The following is a 20746-nucleotide window of genomic DNA, read 5'->3' as shown; positions in this document are numbered from 1 at the left end:
AAACTCCTGTGCTGTCGGAAATGTGGTTGCGCCCGGACGTAGGCCGGGCTGCCCCCGACCGCCCCCATGGGCGGGGGCATTCGCCCCGCCCGCGGTCAGGGCCAACCCTTCGTGAAACGTCCTCACCGTTCGCCCTTGTTGAACGACACCATCAGGGCGGCGGGCACCTGTGCGCGGCGCGACATGATCACCAGCGCCAGAATGGACAGGATGTAGGGGGCCATCAGGAAAATCTGGTAGGGAATATCCGCGCCCAGCGGAGTTTGCTGCACCCGGATTTGCAGCGCGTCAAAGGCGGCAAACAGCACCGCGCCCAGCAGGGTTTTGCCCGGCTTCCATGAGCCGAACACCACCAGTGCAATGCAGATCCAGCCGCGCCCGTTGACCATTTCAAAGAAGAAGGAGTTGAACGCGCTCATGGTCAGGAAGGCCCCGCCAACCGCCATCAGACCGCTGCCCACCATGACAGCGCCCATGCGGATGCCGGTCACGGACAGCCCCTGCGCCGCCACCGCCGCAGGGTTTTCCCCCGCCGCCCGCACCGCCAGCCCCAACGGCGTGCGATAAAGCGTGACACTGACCACCACGGCCAGCACAAAGGCCAGATAGGTCAGCGGCGTTTGCGAAAACAGCGCCTCGCCGATCAGTGGAATGTCAGACAGGACCGGGATTTCATAGGGTTGAAAGGCCTCGATCTTGGGCGGGGATGTCACCTCTGGCAGGGCGAGGCGATAACAGAAATAGGTCAGTGAGGTGGCCAGCAGCGTGATACCAAGACCCACCACATGTTGGCTGAGGCCAAAGGGCACGGTCAGCGTCGCGTGCAGCAGGCCGAACCCCATGCCGGACAGCATCGCCACCGCCACCCCGAACCACAGCCCGCCGCCCAGATAAACGGTCAACCATCCGGCGAATGCGCCCACGACCATGATGCCTTCGATGCCGAGGTTCAACACGCCTGCACGTTCGCAAATCAGCTCACCCAATGCGGCGAAGATCAGCGGCGATGCGATGCGGATGGCAGCGGTCCAGAAACTGGCCGAGATCAGAATGTCGAGAATATCCATCAGCTGCGCCTCACCCGGAATTTGGTCAGCATGATCGCCAGCACCATCAGCAGCAGGGCAAAGGCCAGCATAATATCGGCCAGATAGGTTGGCACGCCCGCCGCGCGGCTCATGCTGTCCGCGCCGACAAAGATGCCCGCGACAAACAGCGCCGCCACCACCACGCCCAGCGGGTTGAGCAGCGCCAGCATCGCCACGATGATGCCGGTGTAGCCAAAGCCGGGGGAGATATCCAAAGTAAGGCTGCCCTTGAGACCTGCGACCTCGGAAAAGCCTGCGAGCGCGGCAAGGCCACCAGACAGCAGCGCGGTCTTGATCAACACGGCGTTGACGGGAATACCGGCAAAGCGCGCCGCCTCGGCATTCAGGCCCACGGCCCGCATTTCATAGCCCAGCGTCGTGCGGCGCTGGATCACCCAGACCACCAACGCAGAGATCAGCGCGAGGCCAAAGCCCCAGTGCAGGCGCAATCCATCCATGATGCGCGGCAGACGCGCCTCGGCAATCAGGCGGGCGGATTTGGGCCAGCCCAGGCCCATCGGATCTTTCAGCGCCCCTTCGAGAAGCATCGACACCCAGAGCAGCACGACAAAATTCAGCAGCAGCGTCGTAACCACCTCATCCACGCCAAAGCGTGTCTTGAGAAAGGTCGGCACCAGCAGGGCCACCGCCCCGGCCAGCATCGCGGCAATGGCGATTGTGGGCAGCAGGGCAAAGGCGGGCCAAGACAAAGCTCCGGTGCCTAGGACTACGGTCACGACCGCGCCCATGTAGAGCTGTGCCTCGGCGCCGATGTTCCACAGCTGGGCGCGGAAGGCGACGGCGACAGCCAATCCGGTAAAGATCAGCGGCGTGGCGCGGTTCAGGGTTTCTAGCGCCGCAAATTTTGACCCAAACGCGCCTTTGATGATCAGGCCCAGCACCGAGAACGGCTGCGCCCCTGCAATCATCGCCAGTAAGGACGCAATCACCACCGTGCAAATCAGCGCCAGCGCGGGCAGGCCCAATTGCCGGATCAGGGTCGGGTTGGCCACAGGTTCAAGCCGCATGACTGCCCCCTTCGTTCTCAAATCCGTGTCCGGCCATCCAGACACCCAGTTCTGTCGTGCTGAGGGCGCCGCGTGCAAATCCGGGCGACAATCGCCCTTCGGAGATCACATGGATCACATCGGACAGGGCCGTGACCTCGTCAAGATCTTCGGAAATCAGCAGCACCGCCGCGCCACGATCACGGGCGGCCAGCAATTGTTCATGCACGTAGGTCAGCGCCCCGATGTCCAGCCCGCGCACGGGTTGGTTGGCCAGCACCACTTCGGGCGTGGTTTCAAGCACGCGGCCCAAAATCAGCTTTTGCATGTTGCCCCCCGACAGCAGACGGATGCGGGTGTCGGGGCCGGGGCAGCGGACGTCGTAGCCTTCAATCACATTTTGAGTAAATTCGCGGGCTTCTTGCCAGTGCATCCAGCCTTTGGTGCTGAACGGGGGTTTTGTATAAAGCTCAAGCACCGCGTTTTCGGTCAGGTCAAAATCGGCGATGGTGCCGGTTTTGTGGCGGTCTTCGGGGATGCGGGCGATGCCCGCGGCAAGGGCTGCACGCGGGGTCCAGTTTTTTGGCGCGGCGTCATGAATGCGCAGGCTGCCGGAGGCCGGGGCGATCAGCCCGCCAATCAGGTCGGCCAGAGCCGCCTGCCCGTTGCCAGAGACACCCGCGAGGCCAATGATCTGCCCTGCACGCAGGTTCAGGTTGACGGATTTCAGCCCCGGTGCACTGCCGCGATCAGGGGTCGAAACATGATCCAGCGCGATCAGCACCTCGCCGGGATTGGCGGCACGGACGGAGGGCGGCGCGACTTCTTCGCCAACCATCATCTGCGCCAGAATATGTTTGTCTGTGTCGGCGGTGCGGGCCTCGGCCACCAACCTGCCATGGCGCAGCACCACAACCCGGTTCGAGATGGCCGTGACCTCATGTAATTTATGCGAGATGAAAATCACCGAAAGGCCCAGCGCTACGGCCTTGCGCATGGTGGCAAAAAGATCGTCGGTTTCCTGCGGGGTCAGCACGGCGGTGGGTTCATCCAGGATCAGAATGCGGGCATCGCGGTAGAGCGCCTTGAGGATTTCAACGCGCTGGCGTTCGCCGACGGTCAGGCTGCCCACCTGCGCATCGGGATCGACCTGCAAGCCATAGTCCTGCACCAGCGTCAGTATGCGACGCCGCGCCGCCGCTTTACCAAAGCCGAGCTTCCACAGGGGCGATGTGCCAAGCACGATGTTTTCCAGCACGGTCATGTTGTCGGCCAGGGTAAAATGCTGATGCACCATGCCGACCCCCGCCGCCAATGCGGCACGGGGATTGCCGGGCGGCAAGGCCTGACCAAAGACCTCAACGCGGCCCTCATCGGCGGTGTAATGGCCAAAGAGGATGTTCATCAGCGTTGTCTTGCCCGCGCCATTTTCGCCAAGCAAAGCAATGACTTCGCCCTGAGCGAGATCAAAGCTGATGGCGTCATTGGCGGTCAGGCTGCCAAATCTTTTGGTGATATTGTCGAGGCGCAGGACAACCTGCGCCTCTTTATGCTGTGCCATTTAAGAGGACTTCGGTTCTTCGTCGTTGATCGTGACACTGAAGGAGCCGTCTTTGATCGCGGCCTCTTTTTCCATGACCAGTTTCATCGCCGCTTCGGGGACTTTGCCCTCGAAGGTGCCGAGTGGCGCAAGCGATGACCCACCTTCGGCCATGAAGGAATATTTGCCATAGTCATCGGCGGTGAAATTGCCGGCCTTTACCGCAGCAATCGCCGCGTCCAACGTCGGTTCAAAATGCCAGATCGCGGAGGCGACAACCGTGTCGGGATAATCGGCTTGGGTGTCGATCACATTGCCGATGGCGAGCACACCTTTTTCCTGCGCCGCGTCCGACACGCCAAAGCGTTCAGCATAAAGCAGATCCGCGCCATTTTCGATCATCGCAAAAGCGGTTTCCTTGGCCTTGGGCGGATCGAACCAAGAGCCGATAAAGCTGACCTGGAACTTGATGTCGGGGTTCATTTCTGCCGCGCCTGCCATGAAGGCATGCATCAGGCGGTTCACCTCGGGGATCGGGAAGCCGCCGACCATGCCGATGTTGCCCGATTTGGTCATCGCACCGGCGATGATGCCGGACAGATAGGCCGCATCCTGAATGTAGTTGTCAAAGACAGAGAAGTTCGGCAGCGCCGCATCCTGTTTGAAGCTGGACCCCATCAGGAAGGCCACGTTTGGATAGTCGGCCGCCACTTCGCGGGCCTCTTGTTCGGCGCCAAAGACCTCGCCGATGATCAGGGTGTTGCCGCTTTCGGCATATTCGCGCATCACGCGGGCATAATCCGTGTTGGAGACATTTTCGGTAAAGGTGTATTCGATGTCGCCCCGTGCCTGCGCGGTTTCAGCGGCCTTATGGATGCGGCTGACCCATTGCTGTTCGACCGGCACGGTGTAAATGCCCGCGACCTTGATTTTGTCCGCGGCAAATGCGGCCTTGGGCGCAAAGGCAGCGGCCCCCAGCAGAACCGCGGCAGTGCCGAGCAATCTGCGGCGTGTGATACTATTGTTTTGTGGCTTATTCATTGGTTATCCCCCAGTTGGACGTCTGATATTTTTACCGTTTGGTTAAAATCGTCTTGAGTCAAGCTTTGTATGTCGGCCAGTGGCAAGCTTAGGCTTGGAATTTGTAACTGCCAAAGACTTGTGCGGGCAAGACGCGGTTGAGGCGCATTCTTGGGCAGGTTGGAAAAGGTTGGTTGTTTCCAAGGGGCTGGCCAAAGATGCTGCGACGCGGCGGCGGCCCCGACTGTTCACGCCAGCCGTTCCTCCCAAAGTTTCATGACCGGGCGGGCTTTTTCGAACTCGGACCGCACCGCCTTGACCAATCCGCCATCAGTCTTGCGCCAGGTGTCATCCATAGGGCCGCTGAGGATCAGGTTCTTGCGCCTCAGCAGATCGGCATGGGGATGATCCTCGGCATAGGGTTTTGGCACTTTCTTGAGCGGCGGCGCACCCCATGAGGAAAACTGCAGGCCGGTGGCATCTATCAGGTCGGCCAATTCATCCCCGTCACGGTCCACAAAGGCGCGGAACCGTGTGAGTGTTTCCCCTTTGAACCCGCCGATGCCAAAGCCGATGGTCATGTCGCCGGGTTCGGAGCCAAAGAAAAAGAATGGCGCAAAAGGATCATCCCCGGCTTGCGACCACATCATGTGCAGATGGGCGTTGAGCGGGGTCTTATCTTTGGAGAACCGCACATCTCGGTAGATGCGAAACAGCTTGGGCTTGAAAGGCTTGCCCGAGATCCGGCTGAAATCCTCGGCCAGCAGATCGGCAAAGAACTCTGCCGGCTTCTTGATCGCGGTGTTGTAGTGATCCTTGCGGGGGTTGAACCAGTCTTTGGTGTTGTTCTCGCGCAACTCGGCAAAGAAGGCGTTGCTGTCGTCGATCATCTGGGTAAAGCCGTCGGGCGGCGTGGATGGGTCCGCTTGTGTCATGTGATCCCCCTGAACAATCAGTGATGCCGCCAGTATAGGGCCGCAAGCGCGGTTGAATACAGCGAAGTGCTACCCTGCGGCGGCGCGGATCATGTCGGCGGCCTTTTCGGCGATCATAACCACGGGCGATGCGGTATTGCCTGACACGATGCGCGGCATAACCGAGGCGTCGATGACCCGCAGCCCGCTGAGCCCATGCACCCGCAGGTCGGTGCCGACCACGGCGTTTTCATCCGCACCCATCTTGCAGGTGCCAACCGGGTGAAAAATAGTGGTGGCGATATTGCCCGCCTGTTCGACCAGCGCCGCATCGCTTTGATGATCGGGGCCGGGGAGGATTTCTTGCGGGCTGTAGGGTTTCAGCGCGGCGGCGGTCATGATCTTGCGGGCCTGTTTGATCGAGGCCACAGCAACCTGCTTGTCACGCGGGGCCGAGAGGTAGTTGAGCTTGATATGCGGTTGCTGGGCGCTGTCCGTTGAGCTCGCGTGACAACTGCCGATGCTGTCGGGGCGCAGGTTGCAGACTGAAACCGTGATCGCCGGAAACGGATGCAGCGGATCGCCAAGGCGGTCGGTCGACAAGGGCTGTACATGGTATTCCAGATCCGGCGTTTCCAGCGCGGGGTCGGATTTGGTGAACATGCCAAACTGGCTGGGTGCCATGGACAGCGGGCCGCTTTGCGTGGTGAGATATTGCAAGCCAAGCCGGGCCTTGCCCAACAGGGAATTGGCCATTGTGTTCAATGTCTTGGCATTGCTGACCTTGTAAACGGTGCGGATTTGCAAATGGTCTTGCAGGTTCTCGCCCACCCCTTGCAGGTCATGTTTGGGCGTCAGGCCCAGCCCCGCGATGTGATCGGGTTGGCCAATGCCGGAATGCTCCAGAATCTTGGGTGAGTTGATCGCCCCTGCCGCCAGCAGCACCTCGGCGGTGCAATGGGCCTCATAGCTTTGGCCGCGCCGGTTGTACCGCACCCCTTTGACGGTTTTGCCTTCAAGAATCAGGGTTTCGGTATGGGCATGGGTCAGCACCCGCAGGTTGGGCCGTTTCATCGCCGGGCGCAGGAAGCCTGTTGCCGTGCTCCACCGGACGCCAGCCTTTTGGTTGACCTCGAAAAAACCGGACCCCTCGTTGTTGCCATCGTTGAAATCGGCGCGGGGGTGAATGCCAAATTCCTTGGCGCCCTCCTGCACCGCCTCCAGAATGTCCCAGCTGAGCCTCTGGGTCGTGACCTTCCATTCGCCGCCGGCGCTGTGCATCTGCGAAGGCCCGCCGTGGTGATCCTCGGACTTAAGAAAATAGGGCAGCACATCCTCCCAGCCCCAACCGGTATTGCCGAGCTGCCGCCAGTGATCATAATCCGCCGCCTGCCCGCGCATGTAGATCATGCCATTGACCGAGGTGCAGCCGCCCAGAACCTTGCCGCGCGGATAGACCAAAGACCGCCCGTTCAACCCCGGTTCTGCCGCGGTTTTCATCATCCAGTCGGTGCGCGGATTGCCGATACAATAAAGATAGCCGACCGGAATTTTGACCCAGTGGTAATTGTCCTTGCCGCCCGCCTCCAGCAGCAAAACGCGGGTATTGGGGTCTTCGGTCAAGCGATTGGCCAGAACACAACCCGCCGTGCCCGCGCCGATGATGATGTAATCATAGGTGCCGTCCAGCGTAGTGGTTGTGGTCATGATTTTCCCCTTCCAGCGGAGTGCCGACGTCTTTGTTGCCATTCAAATCTGATTTACACGGAAATGAAAAGTCGAGCTGCAACAAAGCAATCAGGGGGTGATTAAGTTGTGGAGTTTTCCCTAAAAGGTAAATACCATTCCCCCATAGCTTTACCATTTTGAATCGCAAGCCATTTTGCAGGAGAGCAAAAATGCCAATAGTTGAAGGCACCGCAGGGGATGATACCCTTTTTCCAGTTGATTTTACAGGTGACGAGATCCGCGGCCTTGCCGGGAATGATACTCTTTATGCTGGTCTAGGTTTTGATACATTGTCTGGCGGTGAAGGCGTTGATTGGGCCAATTTCGACACCACCTTCAATGGCCAGCCGATTTTTTATCGTGGCGTAACCGCCAATCTGATGAATGGGGATGCGCGCGCGATAACGTCTGACGGAATACGGCACCATCAACTTTTACAGATTGAGAACATCTCTGGCAGCGCGGGAGATGACACGCTCACTGGTGATGATCAGTCAAACGAGTTTCAGGGCCTCGGCGGGAACGATCAAGTTTTTGGGCTTGGCGGCGATGATTTGATTTTCATTGGTTCAGGAAACGATTTTGTAGATGCAGGCGCTGGCGACGATCGGGTCTATGCAGATCTGGGAAATGCAACACTCGATGGCGGCGATGGAATAGATTGGCTGCGTTTCGACACTTTTCGTAATGGGCAACCCCTATTTCAGGCCGGGATCACTGCCGATTTCGGAACGGCCACAGCAATGGTGCAAGTCGGGTTTGAAACCTATCTTCATCATTTTCAGAGTTTTGAAAGCCTCCAGGGCAGTTTGTTTGACGATACTTTGACCGGCGATGAGAACGACAATACCCTGTCCGGTGTTGAAGGTAATGATATGCTTTTCGGGCTTGCGGGTGATGACCGGATTTTCCCAAGCATTGGCCATGACACCATTGATGGAGGTGCTGGACATGACAAACTGCTTTACTATTTCGGCGCTTTCGACAGTGGTCTGGATATCAACGCGGTCACTGGCCTGACGCACGGAAATGTAGGCGGCCAAGAGTTTACCCAACAGTTCCAAAATATCGAAGAGATAGTAGGGACCGTTTTTGATGACCTGATCCAAGGTGCGGCGGGAAACGATACCCTTTATGGTGATGATGGTTCTGACACCATCAAGGGCGGCGCTGGGGACGATTTCTATCTTGGTGGATATGGGTTTGATATCGCGCTCTATGATGGTGCCTCGACCCAGTTCACGATCAAAGTGGATATGGAGGCGAGCGAGGTATTCATCGTTGACCGTACAGGCGCAGAAGGAACCGACACGGGCGGAACAAACCTGTTGCGGTTTGCCGATCGGGACTGGGATCTTGTTGGCGACGGGCAGATCTATCTCGATGAAGCTGACATTTCTGCCGCAGATTTTCTTGAGTTGGTCGAGCTGTACATCGCCTATTTCGACCGGGCCCCAGATGCCGAAGGCCTAAACTTTTGGGCAAGGGCACTGGTCAATGGGACGGCTTTGGATCAGGCGGCGGATTTCTTTTTCGATCAGCCCGAGACACGCGCCCTTTATGGTCAACAGATGGATACGGAAGCATTTGTCACCGCGGTGTATGGCAATGTCCTTGGGCGTGGGCCGGACGATGAAGGCCGCTCATTCTGGGCCGATGCCATAGACGGCGGCGCGGTCACCCAAGGCCAGTTCATTCGCAGTTTTCTGGCAGGAGCCCGCGCCGAACCCCCTGCAGACGCGAGCGCTGATTTCACCCAGCAACAAAATGCGGACCGCGCATTCTTGGACAGTAAGACCGATATTGGCGTATATTATGGCGCCCTATTGGGGATGAGTGATGTGACAACCGCCAACGATGTGATGAACCTGTTTGACGGAAGTATAGAAAGCCGAACAGCAGCACAATTGGCCGTAGAAGCTGCCTATGAGGATGCTGTCTCAACCGATGGCAGCGGCGAGATGTTGATCCAAGTTGTTGGTTTGGTCGAGAACCCCTTCGGAACAGATTTATCCTGATCCAAAAGGGTAAATCGGCCTTAGCTCAGCCGCATTTGCTGTGCCCGCAGGAGGCGCAGGTCATGCAGCCTTCGACCATGCGCAGGTCGTATTGGCCGCAGGAAGGGCAGGATTTGCCGCGCGGGGTGTCAAGGCCGACGACCTGCGCTTTGGGATCGTTTTTCAGCCCCATGCCCTCGCCCGCGATGAAGCCTGTGGCTATCATATGCTGTTCGATGACGCCGCCAATGGCCGCGAGGATCGAGGGGATGTATTTGCCCTGCATCCATGCCCCGCCGCGCGGATCGAATACCGCTTTGAGTTCCTCAACCACAAAGGACACATCACCGCCACGCCGGAACACCGCAGAGATCATCCGCGTGAGCGCAACCGTCCAGGCAAAATGTTCCATGTTCTTGGAGTTGATGAAAACCTCGAAGGGGCGGCGGTGTCCATTCAGCACGATGTCGTTGATTGTGATATAGATCGCATGTTCGCTGTCGGGCCATTTGACCTTGTAGGTGTTGCCTTCCAGATCCGCCGGACGGTCCAGCGGTTCGGACATATAGACCACCTCGCCGCCCTCATCGACGGGCACGGGTTTGTCGGCCTTGGTGTCTTCGCTCACACTCAGCACCGATCCGGTCACGTCATTGGGCCGGTAGGTGGTGCAGCCCTTACAGCCGCTGTCCCAAGCCTGCATGTAGACATCCTTGAAGGCGTCAAAATCAATGTCTTCGGGGCAGTTGATGGTCTTGGAGATGGAGCTGTCGACCCATTTCTGCGCTGCCGCCTGCATCTTGACGTGATCGGCGGGGGCGAGGGTCTGGGCATTTACGAAATAATCGGGCAACGGCGCATCCCCCTTCAGGTCGCGCCACATCTGCACGGCGTAATCCACCACCTCTTCCTCGGTGCGCGAGCCATCCTTTTGCAGCACTTTACGGGTGTAAGCATAGGCAAAGACCGGCTCGATCCCTGAGCTGACGTTGCCTGCGTAAAGGCTGATTGTGCCGGTCGGCGCGATGGAGGTCAAAAGCGCGTTGCGGATGCCGTGTTCGCGGATCGCGTCGCGCACGTCTTCGTCCATCTGCTGCATGGTGCCGGACGCCAGATAGGCCTCGGCATCAAACAGCGGGAAAGCGCCCTTTTCCTTGGCCAGATCGACAGAGGCCAGATAGGCCGCCCGCGCAATCGCCTTGAGCCAGCTTTCGGTTTGTGTCGCCGCCTCGTCAGAGCCGTAGCGTTGGCCAACCATCAAAAGCGCGTCGGCAAGGCCCGTCACGCCAAGGCCGATCCGGCGCTTGGCCTGCGCTTCGCGGGCCTGGGCCTCCAGCGGGAATTTCGACACATCCACCACGTTGTCCATCATCCGCACGGCAGTTGCGACCAGCTCTTGCAGCGCGGCCTCGTCCAGCTGGCTGTCATCGCCAAAGGGGTCCGACACCAGACGCGCCAGATTGATAGAGCCGAGCAGACATGCCCCATAGGGCGGCAGGGGCTGTTCGCCGCAGGGGTTGGTGGCGGCAATGGTTTCACAATAGCTGAGATTGTTGGCGGCATTGATCCGGTCGATGAAAATCACCCCCGGTTCGGCATAATCATAGGTGGCCTGCATGATCTTGTTCCACAGATCGCGGGCCTGCACCGTGTGATAGATCCGGTCATTGAACGTCAGTTCCCAGGATCCGTCAGCCTTGACCGCTTCCATGAAATCATCGGTCACCAGCACCGACATGTTGAACATGCGCAGGCGGGCCGGATCGGATTTGGCTGTGATGAAATCCTCGATATCGGGGTGATCGCAGCGCATCGTCGCCATCATCGCGCCGCGGCGGGAGCCGGCAGACATGATCGTGCGGCACATCGCATCCCAGACATCCATGAAACTCAGCGGGCCGGAGGCATCGGCCGACACCCCCAGAACATCCGCGCCCTTGGGGCGGATGGTAGAAAAATCATACCCGATACCGCCGCCCTGCTGCATGGTCAGCGCGGCCTCTTTGAGCATATCAAAAATGCCGCTCATGCTGTCGGGCACGGTGCCCATGACAAAGCAGTTGAACAGGGTCACGCGCCGCGCGGTACCTGCCCCGGCAGTGATGCGGCCTGCGGGCAGGTATTTGAAATCTTCAAGGGCGGAATAGAACCGATCTTCCCAAAGCGGGGCATCCTCTTCGACCCGCGCCAGATCCCGCGCAATGCGCCGCCAGCTGTCCTCGACAGTGGCATCCTTGAGGGTGCCATCGGCCGCTTTGAAACGGTATTTCATATCCCAGATTTGTTCGGCAATCGGGGCGGCAAAACGGGTCATAGCAGGGGCTTTCTGAGCAGGCATTGGCAGGAAGATCTTTATCTTAGGCGGGGCGGCGGGATTCTGAAACGGGTGATTTCAGCAGGCCGGACGATTTCTATATGTTGTGACATTTGGCGGCGCAACAACAATATCAGGTAAAACGTGATGCAATGGCCCTTGTCCTCAAATCCATTAAATGCGATGAAACCTCATGACCTCAACCGTGCACCTGATCAAGCTTTCCGTTGGAACGGAGTCCGTCGACGGGCTTGCCGAATGGCATGCCACAAAACGGGCGCAAACCGCCGATGGACTGCCACGGCATGTGACGCGTATGTGGCCCAAACGCGAGGCCGAGATTCTCAATGGCGGCTCGATCTTCTGGGTGATCAAGGGCGCAATTCAATGCCGCCAGCGTATTCTGCGGCTTGATGAACAGATCGGATCGGACGGCATCCGCCGCTGCGCAATCGTGTTGGAGCCGAAACTGGTCCGCACCCAAAGCAGCCTGCGCCGCCCGTTTCAGGGCTGGCGTTACCTTGCGCCTGACGACGCGCCGCCCGACCTGCCAGAGGGCCGTGAAAACGAAGAGGCTTTGCCGGTGGAGCTCAATCAGGCTCTTGCGGAAATTGGCGTGCTCTGAGCCGTTTGAATAGCGCCACCACTTCCCCCTTTTTGGCCCTAAATATTCCGGGGGTCCGGGGGCTGGCCCCCGGTTCAACGTCACCTCACCCCAAACGGCGATTGATCTCGCCAAGGGTTTTGCGATCGAGATCGCTCATCTCCGCCACACGGCTGCGCCAGAGGGTGGCTTGTGACTGCAAGACCAATCCATCGCTAAGGATTTTCAGATGGTTGGCCCGCAGGGTTTCGCCGCTTGAGGTGATATCCGCCACGGCCTCGGCGGTTTCGTTTTTCACGGTGCCTTCGGTCGCGCCCTGGCTGTCGACCAGTGCATAATCGGCCACGCCGCCGCTGCGCAGGAAATCCCGCACCAGCCGGTGATATTTGGTCGCGATGCGCATCCGGAACCCGTGATGCTGGCGGAAGGCCGCGGCGGCGGCGTCCAGATCATCCAGCGTGTCCACATCGATCCATGCCTGCGGCACCGCGATGATCAGATCGGCATGGCCAAACTGCAGCTCCTCCATCGGTTCGACCAATTGGTCCCAAAGCGCCAGTTTTTCGCGTACCAGATCGGTGCCGGTCACGCCCAGATGAATGCGCCCTGCGGCCAGTTCGCGGGGGATTTCCCCGGCGGACAGCAAAATCAGGCTGACGTTGTCGATGCCGTCAACCGCGCCCGCATATTCCCGTTCGTTGCCGGTGCGCTGCAGGGTGATGCCGCGCGCGCCGAACCATTCAAAGGTCTTTTCCATCAGCCGCCCCTTGGACGGCACGCCAAGTTTCAGCGTCATGCCTTGCCCTCCAGTTGCAGCATCAATCCGGGGCGCATCACGCCGCCGACGGCGGGGATCTCGTCGCCCTGCCCCAATTGCCGGGTCAGCGCGTCATAGCGTCCGCCGCTGGCAATCGCAGGCAAATCGGGTCGGGCCTCGGCGCGGAACCCAAAGACAAAGCCGTCGTAATACTCCATCGAGGCGCGGCCATAGCTGGCCTCGAAGATCAGATCACCGGTGTTCACACCGCGGGCCTGCAGTGCCTTTTCCCGCGCAGCCACCCGCGCCACAGCCGGCGCGATGGAGGGCAGATCCACCGCCAGATCATGCAGGCGGCTGAGGGCGTTGGGCATGGTTTCGCGCACTTCAAGCAGCACTTCGATCAGGTCCACATCGCGGGCTGAAATCGCAGGGGCGGCGGCGTCCTCGCGCAGGGCGGCGACGCGGGCGTCAATCTCTGCGGCGCTGCGCAACCCCACAAGCGGCCCGCCTTTCGGGGCCTTTCCGGCCAGAAGCGCGGCGCGGGAGGGCGGCACCGGCGTGCGGCCTGCAAACCGTTCGAGCAATCCACGAAAGCGGCGCGGCCGCCAGATGTGCCGCATCAGGGCATGTTTGCGCCGCGCGGTGGTATTCAGCCCCTCTACCGCGGCCATCAGCACGCCGATATCACCCGTGACAGGTGCCACGGGCAGGCCTTTCAGCCCTTCCGCGATCAAGGCAAAAACCTCCGCATCCGCGGCGGCCGGATCGGCGCGGTCAAAGACCTCGTACCCAACCTGAATATATTCATTGGCGCGGCTGGGGTCATGTTCCTGCCGCCGGAAAACTTCGCCCGCGTAGGTATAGCGGGCCGGTTCTGCGCCTTCGCTCATGTGCATTTGCACCACCGGCACGGTGAAGTCGGGGCGCAGCATCTGCTCGCCCCGCAAAGCGTCGGAGGTCACATAGGCGCGGGCGCGGATATCCTCGCCGTAAAGTTCCAGCAGGGTATCGGCGGGTTGCAGGATCGGTGGTTCAACCAAAGCTGCGCCCTGTGCCTCGAACATCGCCCGCAGACCCGCAGCGCAGGCCAGTGTTTCAGAACGGGTCGGCATCAGCTGTGCAGATCCAGAATTTCGCGCACCTTGGCAATCATCTGATCGCGCGGCACTTCGTACTGGCTGGGGCGGTCTTTCCATTCTTCCAGACTGGCGTTCTCGGCCAGTTTGGCGCCAAGGATCAAATCCTTGATCTGCACCACGCCTTTTTCATGCTCGTCCCCGCCTTCGATCACCGCAACAGGGGAGCCGCGTTTGTCGGCGTATTTGAGCTGGTTTCCGAAGTTCTTGGGATTGCCAAGGTAAACCTCGGCGCGGATCCCCGCCTGCCGCAGCTCGGCCACCATGGTCTGATAATCGGCCATGCGGGCCTTATCCATCACGGTGACAACCACCGGGCCATCTGCCTTTTTGTCCAGACGCCCCTTGGCATCCAGCGCGGCCAACAGGCGGTCCACGCCGATGGAAACGCCCGTTGCAGGCACTTCCTGACCGGTGAAGCGTTTGACCAGATCGTCGTAACGCCCGCCCCCCGCGACGGAGCCAAAGTTGCGGGTGCGTCCCTTTTCATCCTGAATGTCAAAGGTTAATTCGGCCTCGTAGACAGGGCCGGTGTAATAGCCAAGGCCGCGCACAACGGAGGGGTCAATCTCGATCCGGTCGGGGCCGTAGCCGCCTGCGCTCAGCAGATCGGCGATCATTTCCAACTCATCGACGCCTTGCGCCCCGATGGCCGATCCTTCGACCAGTTCACGCAGGCGGGCAACTGTCTCGGCTCCGGTGGGCCGCTTGGCGTCCATGAAACCCATGACCACCTCGGCCTGCGCATCATCCAGTCCTGCACCCTTGGTGAAATCGCCGCTCTCGTCCTTGCGGCCCTCGCCCATCAGTGCACGCACGCCGTCCGGGCCAAGCCGGTCGAGCTTGTCAATCGCGCGCAGCACGATGCCGCGTTCGGCCTCTTTGTCATCGCCCGCAAGGCCTGCCACTTCCATCACGCCGTTGAGCACTTTACGGTTGTTGACGCGCACCACATAATCGCCGCGCTCGATCCCGACTTCCTCAAGACAATCGGCCAGCATCGCGCAGATCTCGGCATCGGCGGCCACCGAAGGTGCGCCAACGGTGTCCGCATCACATTGATAAAACTGGCGGAACCGCCCCGGCCCCGGCTTTTCATTGCGCCAGACCGGCCCCATCGCATAGCGGCGGTAGGGTTTGGGCAGATCGTTTTGATGCTGCGCATAGACGCGGGCCAGCGGCGCAGTGAGGTCATAGCGCAGGGCCAGCCAATCGCCGGGTTTGTCGGCATCCGCGTCTTCCTGCCATGCAAAAACCCCCTCGTTCGGGCGATCCACGTCGGGCAGAAACTTGCCCAATGCCTCAACCGTTTCGACGCCGGAGCTTTCCAAGGCGTCAAAGCCGTACCGATGATAGACCGCCGCAATCTTGGACAGCATTTCAGCGCGATGTGTGACTTCGCTGCCGAAATAGTCGCGGAACCCTTTGGGCGTTTCTGCCTTGGGGCGTGGGGTCTTTTTGGGTTTGGCCATGGATCATGTTCCTTGAGGCGTGATTTCGCGCGTCCCGCATCTACCCCAGCCCCTGTCAGAGGGCAAGCAATGGCGGGGTTTATGGTGTCGCAGGGCCGAATGCAGGCTGGCCTTTGTCACGCGGGGAAAGGCATGTTAGGGCAGCGCGGCAACAAGGAGAGTTATCATGGAAAAGCTGGAAGAACAGATCGCGCATCTGACACGGATGGTGGATGACCTTTCCGAGATCGTGGCGCGTCAAGAGGGTGAGATCACCACGTTGAACCGCCGTGTGCATATGCTGATGCAGCGCGAGGGGGAGCGCGAAGCCTCGGGCGGCGGTGCGGTGGTGATCGGCGATGAACGTCCGCCGCATTATTGACCGGCCGGCGGCGATCTTTTTGAAAAGATCGCTGCGCATTCTTTGAAGAATGCGGGGCACGTCCGGGTGCAGATGTTGCGGTTGGTGGCGATTTCTTTAAAGAAATCGGTTCGGAATTTTTGAAAATTCCGGGGCTATGTCAGTCGTTGCTTTTGAGCGAGGCGGCCAGCACTTCACCGTCGTGGATCAACAGTTCTGACCACCGGGCATTGCCGCCAAACCGCTCATAGGTGTTCACAAAGAACGTGCTTTTCTCAAGCTGGCCGATTTTGCTGCCGCAGGGTTTGCCTTTGCGGGCACCGCAGACGCGGGATTTGACCTTTTCATAGGCTTTGTCGGTGGCGCCATAGGCCAGATGTTTGCCCGCGGGGCCATAGTGCAGTTGTTCATACAACGAGGGCGCACCCAGAAGGACGCTGGCGGCGGTCAACTGGCGCGGGCAACCGTCGGGAAACCCGGTGAGGTAAAAGGTGCGGGGCGCGGCGGAATCGGGGTTGCTGTCAAACAGGGCAAATCCGCGCGCATTGGCTTTCTCCACCTTGCGGCCCAAGGGTTTGCGCCGGGCCTCGCAGACACGGGCGATGACGCCGTAGGGCAAGACCGTGCCATAGGGGACGTCTGTCGCGTCGGGGCCGGTGCGCGGTTTGTCCTTTTGCGGGGCAGCCACACGGGCAAAGAGCCCCCGGCGTTTGCGCGGGGTTTCTTCCGCCGGTGACAGGCTGGCCAAGAGAACGGGATCATCTGCGGGTTGGTCATCGGCGGTTGTATCCAGCACCACTGCCGTTTCTGTTTCGGAGGGTTGCGGCGCGGCCTCTGCGTTCAGGACCGTGGGCGCGGTGGCAGCGGCATCCCTCGGGGCGGCCTCGGTGTTTGGCACCACGCGGCGCAGCAATCCCAGAAAGCCGCCGGTTTTTTCGGGCGCGGGTTCGGCGGGCTGCAGTTGGGCGGCGGTGTTGGTGGCTGGATCCGCGGCTGCGGTGCCGAGGAAACCCTCGCGGGCGATTTCCTCTTCAGTCGGGAGCGCCTGTGCCACGGCTTCGGTTTCGGCCAGATCCACGTCCGACAGCCGATCCATGTTGCGCAGCGGATCACCGCAGGCCGCAACACTGGCCAACAGGGCCATAAGACACAGTTTCTTCAGCATGGATCCCCCCTCCCGCACCGGCGTTAACTAAACCAAAGGGGGCCGCGCGTCCACAGAGCCGACTGGATTTCTAGATTTCCTGCACTTCAAGAACCCCGCCCAAGGACCGGATCGCGCCCTTAATCTGGGGTGTGACCGGATACTCGCGGCCCAGATCCACCTCGACCTCGCCGGGCAGGCTGGGGTCCATCAGGCACAGTTGCACCGGCCCACGCCCGCGTATCGCCTGGGGTGCCCCTTCGAGCACGCCTGCCACGGCGGCGATGGCGGCAGGTTCGTCGATGAAAACCCGCAGGCCCATGCTGCCGGCATCGGCAACGGCGGCGTCGATCGGGGTGACGGACCGGCCCAACAGCTTGAGTTGGTCACTTTCCATCGTGGCCTCGACCGTGACCACAACTTTTGATCCGGTTTCAAGGTGTTCGCGGGCGGCCTCAAGCGTGTCGGAGAACAGCGTGACCTCGTAACCGCCCGTGGTGTCGGACAATTGTGCAAAGGCAAAGCGGTTGCCGCGGGCGGATTTGCGTTCCTGCCGTCCGGCGACAACGCCCGCGATCTTGGCGACCAATGCGCCGCCTTCGGCCTTGGCGGTGACCTCGTCCAATGTCATCACGCCCTTGCGTTTCAGCGGGCCCATGTAGTCATCAAGCGGGTGGCCGGAGAGGTAGAACCCCACGGCCTTGAACTCTTCGGTCAGGCGTTCGGCGGGCAGCCAATCGTCGCAGGGCAGCATCCGCGGTTCTGGCAGGTCATCACCCGCCTCCCCGAACAGCGAGACCTGATTGGAGGCTTTTTGTTCATGGATCGCGGCGGAGTAATTGACCAGCGGATCAAGCGCCTGAAACACGCGGCGGCGGTTTGGGTCAAGCTGGTCAAAGGCACCGGAGCGAGCGAGCATTTCCAGCGGGCGTTTGCCCACCCGTTTGAGGTCAACCCGGCGGGCGAGATCAAAGAGCGTGGCAAAGGGTTTGTCCACGCCGTCGACAGTTCGGCCATCGGTGATCAGTTTCATCGCCTCGACACCGACGTTTTTCAACGCGCCCAGCGCATAGACCAGCGCCCCGTCCACCACTTTGAACGTCGCATCGGAGCGGTTCACGCAGGGCGGCACCCAAGGCAGTTCGAGCCGTTTGCGCACCTCTTCGAAATTGATCGCCAGTTTGTCGGTGAGGTGGATATCGCAGTTCATCACACCGGCCATAAACTCGACCGGGTGATTGGCCTTGAGCCAAGCGGTTTGATAGCTGACCACCGCATAGGCGGCAGCGTGGGATTTGTTGAAACCGTAGTTGGCGAATTTTTCCAGAAGATCGAAAACCTCGGCGGCTTTTTTCTTGTCCACGCCGTTTTCCATCGCGCCCTTTTCGAACTTGGGGCGTTCCTTGGCCATCTCTTCGGCGATCTTTTTGCCCATCGCGCGGCGCAGCAGGTCCGCACCGCCAAGAGAATAGCCCGCCATGACTTGCGCAATCTGCATCACCTGTTCCTGATAAACGATGATGCCTTGGGTTTCCTCCAGGATGTGATCAATGGAAGGGTGCACGGATTCGCGCTCGCGCTTGCCGTTCTTGACCTCGCAATAGGTTGGGATGTTCTCCATCGGGCCGGGACGGTAGAGTGCCACCAGCGCCACGATGTCCTCAATGCAGGTGGGTTTCATCCGCTTGAGCGCATCCATCATCCCCGAGCTTTCCACCTGGAACACGGCCACGGTTTTGGCGCTGGCGTAGAGTTTGTAGGACGCCTCGTCATCCAGCGGGATGGTGGCGATGTCGTCGATCAACCCCTCGGGCGGCTCAAACAATTCGGAGCCATCCGCCGCGATGTGCAGATGCCGACCGGAGGCTTTGATCTGATCCACCGCGTTCTGGATCACGGTCAGGGTTTTCAGGCCAAGAAAGTCGAACTTGACCAATCCGGCCTGTTCCACCCATTTCATGTTGAACTGGGTTGCGGGCATATCAGAGCGCGGATCCTGGTAAAGCGGGACAAGCGCATCCAAGGGGCGGTCCCCGATCACCACACCGGCGGCATGGGTCGAGGCGTTGCGCAGCAGCCCTTCGACCTGTTGGCCATATTCAAGCAGCCGCGCGACGACCTCTTCGTTCTTGGCCTCTTCGCGCAGGCGCGGCTCATCCGCCAGTGCCTTTTCGATGGAGACCGGTTTGACCCCCTCCACCGGGATCATTTTGGACAGGCGGTCGACCTGCCCATATGGCATTTGCAGCACCCGCCCGATATCGCGCACCGCTGCCTTGGACAGGAGGGCACCGAATGTGATGATCTGGCCCACCTTGTCGCGGCCATATTTCTCCTGCACGTAGCGGATCACCTCTTCGCGGCGGTCCATGCAGAAGTCGATATCGAAGTCGGGCATCGAAACCCGTTCGGGATTGAGAAACCGTTCAAACAGCAGTTGATAGCGCAGCGGATCCAGATCCGTGATGGTCAGGGCATAGGCCACCAGCGAGCCCGCACCAGAGCCGCGCCCCGGCCCCACCGGAATGTCGTGATCCTTGGCCCATTTGATAAAATCCGCAACGATCAGGAAATAGCCGGGAAAGCCCATGCCCTCGATGATGCCCAGCTCAAAATCGAGGCGTTTTTCATATTCCTCGACACTGGTGGCATGGGGGATGACGGCCAGCCGCGCCTTGAGCCCTTCGTGGGACTGGCGCTTGAGCTCTTCGATCTCGTCATCGGCAAATTTGGGCAGGATCGGCGCCCGGCGATAGGCCATGAAGGCGCAGCGTTTTGCGATTTCGACCGTATTGGCCAGTGCCTCGGGCAGATCGGCAAAGAGCGTCACCATTTCGGAGGGCGTTTTGAAGTAATGCTGCGCGGTCAGGCGGCGGCGCGGATCTTGCTGATCCACATAAGCCCCTTCGGAAATACAGATCAGGGCGTCGTGCGCCTCGTACATCTTGGGGTCGGGGAAATAGACATCGTTGGTGGCGACCAGCGGAATGTCCATGTCATAGGCCATCTCGACAAAGCCGCGTTCGGTCAGGCGCTCGTTTTCGGGCAGGCCGTCCTCTCCCGGATGGCGCTGCAACTCGACATACAGCCGGTTGCCAAAAGCGCCGTGCAGGCGCGTCATCAGCGCTTCGGCGGCAGGGCGTTGGCCGCCTTGCAGCAGTTGACCCACCGGGCCATCCGCCCCCCCCGTGAGGCAGATCACATCGGCGCTGAATGTCTCCAACTCGTCCAGCGTCACCTCGGGGAGCGCACCGCCCTTGTCGATGTAGAGACAGGAGTTCAGCTTCATCAGGTTCTCGTAACCCGTCTCGGTCTGGGCCAGAAGAACCACAGGCGCGGGATCGCGGGGCCGCTCGCCCGGTTGCACCTGTACATAGGCCAGATCGACCTGACAGCCGATGATCGGCTGCACACCCGCACCGGCCATGGCAACGGAATATTCCAGCGCCGCGAACATGTTGTTGGTGTCTGTGAGGGCCATCGCGGGCATGCCCATATCGCGGCACATGCCGGGCAGCTTTTTCAGCCGCAGCGCCCCTTCGAGCAGGGAATATTCGGAATGGGTGCGCAGGTGAATGAATCGGGGTGTGTCGGTCATGGACGCAGGTTAAGCCAGCCGTCCGGCCATCACCAGAGCCAGAGTTTGCTTGACAGCGATTTGCAGATGTTGGCGCAGAAGTCG

General features: G+C 60.2%; 15 protein-coding genes. 3 read left to right on the top strand and 12 right to left on the bottom strand.

Translation table 11 applies throughout. The features are described 5' to 3' along the window. Positions 1-122: 122 nt before the first annotated feature. The 6 genes from JNX03_RS17890 to JNX03_RS17865 form a co-directional block, all read right to left on the bottom strand. Positions 123-1067, bottom strand: coding sequence for an ABC transporter permease (locus tag JNX03_RS17890; RefSeq protein ID WP_203210344.1), 945 nt, complete (start codon positions 1065-1067; stop codon positions 123-125). Beyond that, positions 1067-2116, bottom strand: coding sequence for an ABC transporter permease (locus JNX03_RS17885; RefSeq protein ID WP_203210343.1), 1050 nt, complete (start codon positions 2114-2116; stop codon positions 1067-1069). Before JNX03_RS17885 ends, JNX03_RS17890 begins: the two co-directional genes overlap by 1 nt. Then, on the bottom strand, positions 2106-3656 hold the full coding sequence (locus JNX03_RS17880; protein ID WP_203210342.1) for an ABC transporter ATP-binding protein: 1551 nt from the start codon (positions 3654-3656) through the stop codon (positions 2106-2108). Before JNX03_RS17880 ends, JNX03_RS17885 begins: the two co-directional genes overlap by 11 nt. Further along, positions 3657-4676, bottom strand: a complete 1020-nt coding sequence (locus tag JNX03_RS17875) for a BMP family protein (protein ID WP_203210341.1) — start codon at positions 4674-4676, stop codon at positions 3657-3659. A 227-nt stretch (positions 4677-4903) separates the two neighbouring features. Continuing rightward, positions 4904-5590 carry a DUF2461 domain-containing protein gene (locus JNX03_RS17870; protein ID WP_203210340.1) on the bottom strand — a complete coding sequence of 229 codons (687 nt, stop codon included), beginning with the start codon at positions 5588-5590 and terminating at the stop codon, positions 4904-4906. Positions 5591-5659: 69 nt separating this feature from the next. Next, on the bottom strand, positions 5660-7276 hold the full coding sequence (locus JNX03_RS17865) for a GMC family oxidoreductase (RefSeq protein WP_203210339.1): 1617 nt from the start codon (positions 7274-7276) through the stop codon (positions 5660-5662). 158 nt (positions 7277-7434) lie between these two features. On the opposite strand from JNX03_RS17865, the gene JNX03_RS17860 reads away from it, so the two are divergent. Further along, the gene (locus JNX03_RS17860; protein ID WP_203210338.1) at positions 7435-9315 is read left to right on the top strand and encodes a DUF4214 domain-containing protein; all 1881 of its coding nucleotides are present in this window, start codon (positions 7435-7437) and stop codon (positions 9313-9315) included. Between the two features lie 25 nt (positions 9316-9340). On the opposite strand, the gene JNX03_RS17855 is transcribed toward JNX03_RS17860, so the two are convergent. Continuing rightward, positions 9341-11608 carry an adenosylcobalamin-dependent ribonucleoside-diphosphate reductase gene (locus JNX03_RS17855; protein ID WP_203210337.1) on the bottom strand — a complete coding sequence of 756 codons (2268 nt, stop codon included), beginning with the start codon at positions 11606-11608 and terminating at the stop codon, positions 9341-9343. 193 nt (positions 11609-11801) lie between these two features. Here JNX03_RS17855 and JNX03_RS17850 point away from each other — a divergent pair, with 193 nt between their 5' ends. After that, the gene (locus JNX03_RS17850; RefSeq protein ID WP_203210336.1) at positions 11802-12233 is read left to right on the top strand and encodes a DUF1489 family protein; all 432 of its coding nucleotides are present in this window, start codon (positions 11802-11804) and stop codon (positions 12231-12233) included. An 85-nt stretch (positions 12234-12318) separates the two neighbouring features. On the opposite strand, the gene hisG is transcribed toward JNX03_RS17850, so the two are convergent. Genes hisG through hisS form a run of 3 tightly spaced genes read right to left on the bottom strand, consistent with a single transcriptional unit; the run spans position 12319 to position 15580 of the window. After that, positions 12319-13008 (bottom strand): ATP phosphoribosyltransferase, encoded by a 690-nt coding sequence (gene hisG / locus JNX03_RS17845; protein WP_203210335.1) that lies wholly within the window; start codon positions 13006-13008, stop codon positions 12319-12321. Next, positions 13005-14084 (bottom strand): ATP phosphoribosyltransferase regulatory subunit, encoded by a 1080-nt coding sequence (locus JNX03_RS17840; RefSeq protein ID WP_203210334.1) that lies wholly within the window; start codon positions 14082-14084, stop codon positions 13005-13007. Before JNX03_RS17840 ends, hisG begins: the two co-directional genes overlap by 4 nt. Continuing rightward, a complete protein-coding gene (hisS, locus tag JNX03_RS17835; protein WP_203210333.1) occupies positions 14084-15580 on the bottom strand; it encodes a histidine--tRNA ligase in 1497 nt (498 codons plus the stop codon). The genes JNX03_RS17840 and hisS overlap by 1 nt, the downstream gene beginning before the upstream one ends. Before the next feature lie 166 nt (positions 15581-15746). On the opposite strand from hisS, the gene JNX03_RS17830 reads away from it, so the two are divergent. Next, positions 15747-15941 carry a SlyX family protein gene (locus JNX03_RS17830; protein WP_037908572.1) on the top strand — a complete coding sequence of 65 codons (195 nt, stop codon included), beginning with the start codon at positions 15747-15749 and terminating at the stop codon, positions 15939-15941. Between the two features lie 139 nt (positions 15942-16080). On the opposite strand, the gene JNX03_RS17825 is transcribed toward JNX03_RS17830, so the two are convergent. Beyond that, on the bottom strand, positions 16081-17085 hold the full coding sequence (locus JNX03_RS17825; protein ID WP_203210332.1) for a hypothetical protein: 1005 nt from the start codon (positions 17083-17085) through the stop codon (positions 16081-16083). Positions 17086-17155: 70 nt separating this feature from the next. Beyond that, positions 17156-20662, bottom strand: coding sequence for a DNA polymerase III subunit alpha (gene dnaE / locus JNX03_RS17820; protein WP_203210331.1), 3507 nt, complete (start codon positions 20660-20662; stop codon positions 17156-17158). Positions 20663-20746 lie beyond the last annotated feature (84 nt).

This window comes from Sulfitobacter mediterraneus (assembly GCF_016801775.1).
In the GTDB taxonomy this organism is placed as follows: Bacteria; Pseudomonadota; Alphaproteobacteria; order Rhodobacterales; family Rhodobacteraceae; genus Sulfitobacter; species Sulfitobacter mediterraneus_A.
The sequence above is the reverse complement of the archived record's forward strand: the minus strand, read 5'-3'. Positions and strand labels throughout refer to the sequence as shown.